Below are 8,079 nucleotides of genomic sequence, written 5' to 3'. Positions count from 1 at the left end.
CTCGGTGTATTTGACGGTCTACCCGGACTGGATGCCGCATTCAAAGAAGTGTACCCCAAGGCCGATGTACAGCACTGTGTCGTTCACAAAGTCCGTGCCACGTTCCCCAAAATCCGGGTCAAACACAAGACGGACGTCATTGAAGCGCTCAAAACGGTGTACACGGCGTCCGATGAAGAGTTGGCCCGGGCCGCATTCGATACCGTCAAAGCCAAGTGGAGCAAACTGTATCCGAAGGAAATGGATTCATGGGAAGAACAGCTGTCCACGCTACTGACATTCTACAAGTACCCTGCAGATATCCGTAAAGCGATCTACACGTCGAATCCGATTGAGCGAATGAACAAGGAAATCCGCAAGCGACTCAAACCGATGAACAGTCTGACCAATATGGATGCGGCAGAAAAAATCGTGTACTTGGAGGCGATAGACTACAATGAACGTTTTGCGGATCGGATGGTCCCAGGGTTTGGCGCACCAACAGTGAAAGAGCAGTTAAGCAAGTTATTTGAAGAACGCTACCCCACGGTCGAAACAATGGCCGCAGATTAGGTGTTCGCGAGTGTGTAGTGGCGGGGTTCCCCCGCCACTACACACTCTTACACCCTATAAGATACACCCGATGAGATACTCTACTCTTACACAAACTTCTTGACACTACCACCCCCGGCCCAGCTATGACTGAAATAACGGCATTTCTGCTGTTATTTCGGCCTCTAGGCCGGGCTGCGGCCGAATTAACTGCATTTCTGCCGTTATTCCCGCCTCCAGGCCAGGCTATGGCTGAATTAACGGCGTTTCTGCCGTTATTCCCAGCTTTACACCGGCTTCCATTCCTCATTCTCCCCCCGGTATTTCCGGTAGGCAACGTAGACCAGCGAGGCTATGATGAATCCTCCAGCCAGCAGGCCCCAAATACTATACCCCTGCGGGGCAAGCGGCAGCGTGAGTGCCGGTTCGTTCCGCTCTTTTCCGAACAGCACCCGGGCCGCGTCCTGGCCGTAGGAGATAATCTCCAGCAGTCTGGCACGCTGTATAGGCTGCGATGAAGAAGGAATACCTGCTGCATAGGACAGCCAGGAATCAAAGGCGTTCACACTCTCCGGTGTGCGGGAAATGATCACTGCGGGCCGGATATTGTCATATCTCCCCTGCAGCCGGTCAAGGGCTGTCTGCCAGCCCTTGAGGTCATTCGTCGCAGCGCTTTGCTCCATATCGTTCAGATCCTCTCGGATCAGCTTATAATATTGCAGCCACATCGGCTGGCGCGGATGGTTCAGACTGTTGACGGCAAGCCGGAGTCTCGCGGCAGCGGCTTCCCATTTTTGCGGGGAGATTTGCGCTGCGGCCAGCGTTCCTTTCAGATCTATAATGACCGAGGACAATGCGTTCACCCCTTCTACAGAGGTAAGCCCTTCAAAGGATGAGGAGATAAAGATCTGTGAAATCTTCCCGCTCTCCTCCCTAGCCTTGACCACATCGCCTTCCTCCACATATCCATACAAGGCTTCAGCCGACTCTTCCAGCTTCTGCGCAGCATTCTTGGCGGTAAGCGGCGGTGCAACACTGCCCGCAGTAGTTCCTGCATGCAGAGACACCCCATTGCCGGAATCCTGTGCGGCTGCCTCAGCCTCCGCATGAACACTTCCTGCACTCATGCCGGCCAGCAGCCAGCACAGCACCCAACCTGTCAGTACAACATACCTTCTGCGTGGCATGAGACATCCCCCCTACCCTAAATGTATGGCAGGAGGACAAGAGTTAGAACAGCCTGTCAGTACCGGCTCCGGGACTTGTCCAGGGAAGACCTCCCTCCAAACAGCCAGGCGGCGGCTGCGCTGAAAAAGGTAAGCCCAATAGTGGCGTATTGCACACTTGTCACATCATCCTCCAGAACGGAAGGGAGCCAAGGATACACTCCTTCAGAATAATCCACCATATCATTGGCAAAGGTCCAGAGCAGCGCCAGGGGCAGCATTCTGCGGAAGGAGAAGAAACGGGCGTAGATCAGCGCTTCAACCGCCATTCCGGTATGCGAAACCACCAGCATCCAGTCCTTCCAGCCTAATTCATTGCCCTGATAGCCTCCGGCAAAAATTATGCCAACCGCCCAAATCCCGTACTTCACCGACGTGACAACCGCCAGCGCTTCAATCAGCTCACGGATGAGCGTTCCTTTTAACCCCTTAGGCGGATAGAGCAGCAGCAGCAGAGCAAGCGTAAAGAACAGGCTTGCCGTCGGGCTGTCAGGGACAAAGGGGAGCAGCCAGGCAGGATAATTTTTTGCCGTAAATTCCAATTGATTGGCATACCATATGTACCCGTAAATCGTACCGAGAAAATTCACAATAAAGAGCAGCCACATGACTCCCCGGTGCTTGAACAGCTTGTCGAACCATTGAAACGGCATATACAATCTTTACCTCCCGAATGTGGCAGCTTAATATGAATGCATACAAAAGCCCGACCGCAAATACGATCAGGCTAGTGCGTCATTATTATTTTACTGTTCGCTTTTTTGTTTGGCAAGCCAGCCCGCCAGGCTGTCGATATCCTGCTCGCTCAGTCCTGCCGACATCGCTGTCTCTGCCATCGGCGGCATCTGCCCCCGGCCGTTTTTGACGATCGTGAGAATAGCTTCCTTATCCAGCCTATCCCCCACTCCCCGCAGCGACGGCCCTCCGGCACCTTTCAGATCCACCGCATGACAGGTCACACAGGTGGCCTGCTTGAACAGCGCCATTGCCGGATCATCCTTGTCCACGATGGCAACCTCCTTGGCCTTCACCGCGCTTGTGGCTGGCAAGCCCTTGGCTTTGTTCTCGGCCGCCTTCTCCTCACGCTGCACATCTTCAGGGATCTGTCCTGTTTCAGCCATTTCATGCTTATATTCTGTCCAGGCGGTATTGGTTAAATAGATGATCGCGGCCAGGGAGAGGAACATCAGAGAAGAAGCAATCGGACGGCGGTAGAAGCGGCGCTCACGCCCTGTATCAAGGAACGGAGCCAGCAGCAGCGAACCGAAGGCCACCCCGGTAACGCCCAGCGTTCCCAGCACGATATAATCGCCCGATGCATAGGGCAGCTTCAAGTATTGATAGAGAAACAGGAAATACCAGTCCGGAATCGGAATAACAGTAGCGCTGGCATTCGCGGGAAACCCGAGCGGAGCCGGCTCAGAAATCGTCAGCACCAGTATGCCCACCAACACCACGACACCGACCATCCACTCCTTGAGCAGAAAGTTGGGAATAAAAGCTTCCGATTTGCCGGGATATGCTGTATAGTCCGGCGGTGTGATGAAGCCATTGCCCCTGCGGACCCGGGAATCCCCCACATATACAACCTTTTCTTTGGACTTGTCGCCGTGAGCCATTGCATTTCCTCCTTTGCTGTGGACCAAGCTTACAACGGACCAGAGATACCCTGTCTGCGGATCATGATAAAGTGTCCGACGAGCAGAATAAGCAGGACCGCCGGGAGGAAGAATACATGGAGCGCAAAAAAGCGGGTCAGCGTTTCCGCACCGACGATATTGCCGCCCTGCATCAGCTCCTTCAGCACCGGCCCCATGACCGGTACGGAATTGGCAATCTCAAGCGTAACCTTGGTGGCAAAATAGGCCTTGTTGTCCCACGGAAGCAAGTAGCCGGTAAGCCCCAGACCCAGCATCACGAAAAAAATCAGCATCCCGACCACCCAGTTCATCTCGCGCGGTGCCTTGTAGGAGCCGGTGAAGAATACGCGCATCGTGTGCAGAAACATCATCACTATCACCAGGCTGGCCCCCCAGTGGTGCATCCCGCGCACAATCTGCCCAAAGGCAACCTTAGTCTGCAAATATTCCACACTGGCATACGCATTTATAATATCAGGAACATAATACATGGTCAGGAACATGCCCGACAGGATCTGAATGACCGTAATGAAAAAAGTTAGCCCGCCAAAGCAGTACACAAATGCCGAGAAGTGATGGGCCGGATTGACATGCTCGGGAACCTCGTGGTCTGCCACATCTCTCCAGATCGGCGTAATATCCAGACGTTCATCAATCCAGTTGTAGATATTTTTAAACATCAGATCTACGCCTCCTTATTAACCTCGGTATTGGGAACGATCTCGCCTAGGTAGACCCATTCTCCGTCAATCTTGATCTTGTACTGGTCAAGGGGCTTAGGGGCTACAGCGAGATTTTTACCTAGCTTGGTATACCTCGCTCCATGGCAGGGGCAGTGATATTCATCCGGGTATGCCTTGTCATTGTTCCAGCCCACCGTGCAGCCCAAATGCTTGCAGACCGGCGAGAGTGCATAAATTTCTCCGTTCTCGTCCTTACGTATCCACGCGGTCAGCGTAGCTGTACTGGCATACCAGCCGTCCTGCTGCGCCAGCTCAAAGGTAAATTCCTGCGGAACACCGGTGATTTTGGCCGTCTCGGCAACCTTAATGAATTCTCCCGCACCTTTCTTATGTAATACCGGATCTACGGCGAAACGGATCATGGGCAGAAGGGCTCCCGCTCCCATGAAAGCGGTTGCACCACCAAGCGTATACGTCAAGAACTGTCTGCGTGACATTTCTTTTCGGCTGGGAGGTCCTTGCGGAATCGGCTCATGCTCCTCATTATGGCTGCTCATACGGTGTGTAACCCCCTTTTCAATAATGGAGAAGGCACCTGCAGATTAGATAGTAATACATATTCTGTAAATTAACTGTTTTCAATGACAATAGTCACACAACATAAGTTCAACCTAATCATAGCCCAGGCTCCATAACCCGTCAAGAATATTGTCTAAATTGTGACAGGCGTATTTTTGCCTTTTTCAATAAATTGTTGATTTTCTGTCACATTTATCTTATCTTCCCTGCTGCCACATCGCTTGTATTTTCTCACTGATATAGCTGCTTATTGAAGGAGCTTGAGAGGCCTGAATATCAGTCAGGGAAAGGAGTAAATCGCTTTCAGCAATTCCCATTCCCGATAAGGAAACATCCGCCGTCAGCACAATCACATACTGGAAGGTTTTGGATTTGACTTTTCGGCAAATCTCGTTGACTACCTCGGCCGAATTAGCTTCTATGTACTGCACTGCCGGATAGGTTACGATGCGGCCCTGGAATGGTTTTTCAACCAGCTCAAGAAAATCCCGCAGCCGCTCCAGCGCCGCCGTCACCTCGGCAGGGCTTTCTGTACCGCTCAGACCCGTTAACGGAAGCAGACAAGTATCATAAAATCTGCCGTTTTCTGTCCAGCTATCTGTAGTGAAATCACTGAATTTCATAATAGCTCCCCCTTAATCGAAACGGTCTCCCGTCTACCTATCGTGCCCTTATTATTATCAGTTAAGCTTCAGCTATTATAAGGTACAGGCGGCGTTACAGACAATGGACGGACATGAGCTATTCTTTGTACATATGAGAGCGGCCACAAAAAAAGAAATGCGCCAGGCGCATTTCCCTTTAGTTTATGCCAAACTTTTCAGTTCTTCAGTCAAATTGCGAAACGCCGCCTTATCACCGGCAGCCAGCGCCGTGTCGATCTCCCGGTACAAGATGTCGGTACGGCGCTTTCGAAGCGCTTCATCCCACACCATTTCTGCCATAAGTCCTAGCATCACTTCATAGGTAGCCTTCATTTTGTCCATTCGATACACCTCCGCTGTCTAGATAATTCCATATTCCTGTGCTTTTTTCACATAACTCGCGCTTGTGCGTGACATCCTCAGCAGATCCTGTTCATTCAATTCACGGACCACCTTAGCCGGTGAACCAAGGGAGAGGGTATAGGGCGGTATGATTTTGTTTTCGGTTACAATTGATCCGGCTCCTACTAAAGCATATTCACCAATCTCTGCTCCGTTCAACACAATCGCACCCATTCCGATTAATGTGCCTTTGCCTATCCTGCACCCGTGGATAATCGCTGAATGGCCGACCGAAATATCATCAGCCAGCACCAGCGGCAGACCTTCCGCCACATGGCCTACGGCTCCGTCTTGGATGTTGCAGCGCTCCCCGATAATGACCGGAGCAAGATCTCCCCGCAACACTGCATTGAACCAAATGCTGGAGTGACGGCCCACTCTTACATCTCCTACCAGCTTCGCCCCTTCGGCTTCGAATACAGATTCGTCAATCTGCGGTATGTAGTTCCCATAAGCTATCCGCATCCTTCTCCCCCTTACCTAAGCTGCTTCGGAATAGCTGCCTCCGCTCCCCAAGGAGTGATCATGACTGCGGGACCCTCAGAGGTCTCGCCTAACCGCAGCATCCCAAGATGCAGCATCATCCGCAGTATGCGCTGTTCCAGAATCGAAGCGGCATCATCGTAATAAAACGGCTTAATCAGCCAACCGATTCCCGCAAGCAATGAGGAAACAGTGACCCACTTCCCCGCGCTTACACTAATCCAGTATACGAGGGATGAGAGATTGGGAACAGCGCCTTTATACAGTTTTAACCAAAAGGAATATAACTGCATCAGCCTTTCCGCATTCCCCTCAGACACCTGCTTCTCTCCCGCCACGGTAAGCTTTAAGCGAAAGCCCTCTTCCGAGGTCCAGCGGCGGTGACGGGCATAATCAACCATAAGGGCCAGCCTGGGCGGATAATGCTCACACGCTCTGCCATAGCCGAATCTCCAGCCGCCTTTGCCAAGAAGGGGTTCAGGAATCTGGAGGGCATTCATAATCCCCTGCTGATATCTTTTATACATCGCGCCTTCCTGGTTCAGCTCCGGCTCATTCTCCTTGACATAACGCAGAAGCAGCAGCAGATCGCCGGCCAGCATATCCCCTTCGGCCCGGTATATTGCAGGCTCGGAGCTTAAGGGAATACGTTCTTTGAGATATTCGCCCATTTCTTCACGGAAACGGTTCTTCAGATCCTGGGGCACTTGGAACAAATACCTGTTTTGCTGAGAAGCGCCGCTGAAGAGCCAACCGCCGTTTTTGAACCGGCTGATCATTTCACGGTAGCCCCCATGTTTGCCGGGTACGGCATCGAACGAAGCAAGCCTCGCAGCAGCAAGCAAATCTTCAAGACTGTAATGGCTGCGCTCATCGAACAGCAATGTGTTCAGAAACCGCAGCTCCTCGGGGGCGCATTCACGGATATGGGATTCCATGAAATCCCGGCTTCCCAGTGTGATTAATATACTTTGAATCAAATCATGTTTAGAATTTCGTTTGCAATCACACTGGTAGTGTCCCGCTATGGCGGTAAGCTGACCAATGTCCGCGTAAGTGAGCATATCCGCCAGATTCATCTTTTATCGCCTCGCCGTTTTACTACCATTATGGGAAATACAGCCCTTTTTATTCCTTATTTCTCAAAAAAAAATAACCCGAAGGTTCGGGTTAATGCTGATTTTGCAGGATATGCCGAGTACAATTGTACAACAGCGGATTCCAGTCCTGATCTTTTTTCTCCAAAATGGTAAGTGAGAGGTTGCCCAAACGCTCTGAAAATTTATCCTTATACAATGCAATGTATAGCTGTGCCAAAAACCCGCCATGCGATATGACGAGAATATTCTTCTCCGGGTGACGCGCCGCAATCTCTTCCATAAAATCCAAGGCACGTGCCTGCAGTTGTTCATCCGTCTCTTGTCCGAGCGGCAGCCTATTCCAATCCTTGCCCCATTTCTCTTCGCGCTGCGCTGCTGTCATTCCCTCAACCTGGCCATAGGCACGCTCACGGATGCGGTCATCCGGCTCAAGAAGTGGAATACCGAGCTTACCGGCAATAATCCGGCCTGTCTCTGCTGCGCGGGAAAGACTGCTGGTAATGCAATAATCCCAGTGGTAAGGCTCCTGCAGAAGCCGGTCTCCCAGCATGTCAGCCTGCCTGCGGCCTTCGTCATTTAGCGGAATGTCGCTTTGCCCCTGTATTCTTCCCTCCACATTCCAATCCGTCAGCCCATGGCGTATTAAGCCGATCAGCATCGCCTATCACCCAGCCCTTTCTTTTATGTTTGCTTACTAATGTAACACGAATGAAAACAAATGTCTTCATTTTGAAGATTAATCATGTATATACATTCAGTCTCCGCGCAAAAAGGAAAAACAAAAAAAGCCC

The 8,079-nt window shown here is 51.5% G+C and carries 11 protein-coding genes; 1 reads left to right on the top strand and 10 read right to left on the bottom strand.

Annotated features, from left to right (window positions below):
* Window positions 1-552 (top strand): IS256 family transposase (locus ACX1DY_RS11370; protein ID WP_458964303.1); only part of this gene is annotated, 552 nt, incomplete at its 5' end.
* A 266-nt stretch (window positions 553-818) separates the two neighbouring features.
* Here ACX1DY_RS11370 and ACX1DY_RS11365 read toward each other — a convergent pair.
* The 10 genes from ACX1DY_RS11365 to ACX1DY_RS11320 all read right to left on the bottom strand — a co-directional run bounded on the left by ACX1DY_RS11365 (window position 819) and on the right by ACX1DY_RS11320 (window position 7,946).
* Entirely contained in the window at window positions 819-1,718 is a 900-nt protein-coding gene (locus ACX1DY_RS11365) for a sporulation protein YpjB (RefSeq protein WP_458964302.1), read from the bottom strand.
* Between the two features lie 56 nt (window positions 1,719-1,774).
* Window positions 1,775-2,410, bottom strand: coding sequence for a DUF1405 domain-containing protein (locus ACX1DY_RS11360; protein WP_458964301.1), 636 nt, complete (start codon window positions 2,408-2,410; stop codon window positions 1,775-1,777).
* A gap of 93 nt (window positions 2,411-2,503) precedes the next feature.
* Entirely contained in the window at window positions 2,504-3,376 is an 873-nt protein-coding gene (locus ACX1DY_RS11355; protein WP_458964300.1) for a c-type cytochrome, read from the bottom strand.
* Between the two features lie 29 nt (window positions 3,377-3,405).
* Complete coding sequence (gene qcrB / locus ACX1DY_RS11350; protein ID WP_458964299.1) at window positions 3,406-4,077, bottom strand: menaquinol-cytochrome c reductase cytochrome b subunit; 672 nt, start codon at window positions 4,075-4,077, stop codon at window positions 3,406-3,408.
* Window positions 4,078-4,082: 5 nt separating this feature from the next.
* A complete protein-coding gene (locus ACX1DY_RS11345; RefSeq protein ID WP_458964298.1) occupies window positions 4,083-4,637 on the bottom strand; it encodes a QcrA and Rieske domain-containing protein in 555 nt (184 codons plus the stop codon).
* Between the two features lie 219 nt (window positions 4,638-4,856).
* Window positions 4,857-5,282: a DUF2487 family protein gene (locus ACX1DY_RS11340; RefSeq protein WP_458964297.1), complete on the bottom strand. Its 426-nt coding sequence runs from the start codon at window positions 5,280-5,282 to the stop codon at window positions 4,857-4,859.
* A gap of 183 nt (window positions 5,283-5,465) precedes the next feature.
* On the bottom strand, window positions 5,466-5,645 hold the full coding sequence (locus tag ACX1DY_RS11335) for an IDEAL domain-containing protein (RefSeq protein WP_019910001.1): 180 nt from the start codon (window positions 5,643-5,645) through the stop codon (window positions 5,466-5,468).
* Window positions 5,646-5,663: 18 nt separating this feature from the next.
* The gene (locus tag ACX1DY_RS11330; protein WP_458964296.1) at window positions 5,664-6,170 is read right to left on the bottom strand and encodes a gamma carbonic anhydrase family protein; all 507 of its coding nucleotides are present in this window, start codon (window positions 6,168-6,170) and stop codon (window positions 5,664-5,666) included.
* An 11-nt stretch (window positions 6,171-6,181) separates the two neighbouring features.
* Window positions 6,182-7,267 carry a hypothetical protein gene (locus ACX1DY_RS11325; RefSeq protein ID WP_458964295.1) on the bottom strand — a complete coding sequence of 362 codons (1,086 nt, stop codon included), beginning with the start codon at window positions 7,265-7,267 and terminating at the stop codon, window positions 6,182-6,184.
* A 91-nt stretch (window positions 7,268-7,358) separates the two neighbouring features.
* On the bottom strand, window positions 7,359-7,946 hold the full coding sequence (locus ACX1DY_RS11320; RefSeq protein ID WP_458964294.1) for a histidine phosphatase family protein: 588 nt from the start codon (window positions 7,944-7,946) through the stop codon (window positions 7,359-7,361).
* Window positions 7,947-8,079 lie beyond the last annotated feature (133 nt).

It is taken from the genome of Paenibacillus sp. BAC0078, from assembly GCF_054483875.1.
The sequence above is the reverse complement of the archived record's forward strand: the minus strand, read 5'-3'. Positions and strand labels throughout refer to the sequence as shown.

Excerpts from the sequence above, each read along its gene's own strand:
- ACX1DY_RS11330 (WP_458964296.1), bottom strand. The coding sequence starts at position 6,170 with ATGCGGATAGCTTATGGGAACTACATACCGCAGATTGACGAATCTGTA.
- ACX1DY_RS11320 (WP_458964294.1), bottom strand. The coding sequence starts at position 7,946 with ATGCTGATCGGCTTAATACGCCATGGGCTGACGGATTGGAATGTGGAG.
- ACX1DY_RS11355 (WP_458964300.1), bottom strand. The coding sequence starts at position 3,376 with ATGGCTCACGGCGACAAGTCCAAAGAAAAGGTTGTATATGTGGGGGAT.
- ACX1DY_RS11360 (WP_458964301.1), bottom strand. The coding sequence starts at position 2,410 with ATGCCGTTTCAATGGTTCGACAAGCTGTTCAAGCACCGGGGAGTCATG.
- ACX1DY_RS11365 (WP_458964302.1), bottom strand. The coding sequence starts at position 1,718 with ATGCCACGCAGAAGGTATGTTGTACTGACAGGTTGGGTGCTGTGCTGG.
- ACX1DY_RS11340 (WP_458964297.1), bottom strand. The coding sequence starts at position 5,282 with ATGAAATTCAGTGATTTCACTACAGATAGCTGGACAGAAAACGGCAGA.
- ACX1DY_RS11325 (WP_458964295.1), bottom strand. The coding sequence starts at position 7,267 with ATGAATCTGGCGGATATGCTCACTTACGCGGACATTGGTCAGCTTACC.
- ACX1DY_RS11345 (WP_458964298.1), bottom strand. The coding sequence starts at position 4,637 with ATGAGCAGCCATAATGAGGAGCATGAGCCGATTCCGCAAGGACCTCCC.
- ACX1DY_RS11335 (WP_019910001.1), bottom strand. The coding sequence starts at position 5,645 with ATGGACAAAATGAAGGCTACCTATGAAGTGATGCTAGGACTTATGGCA.
- qcrB (WP_458964299.1), bottom strand. The coding sequence starts at position 4,077 with ATGTTTAAAAATATCTACAACTGGATTGATGAACGTCTGGATATTACG.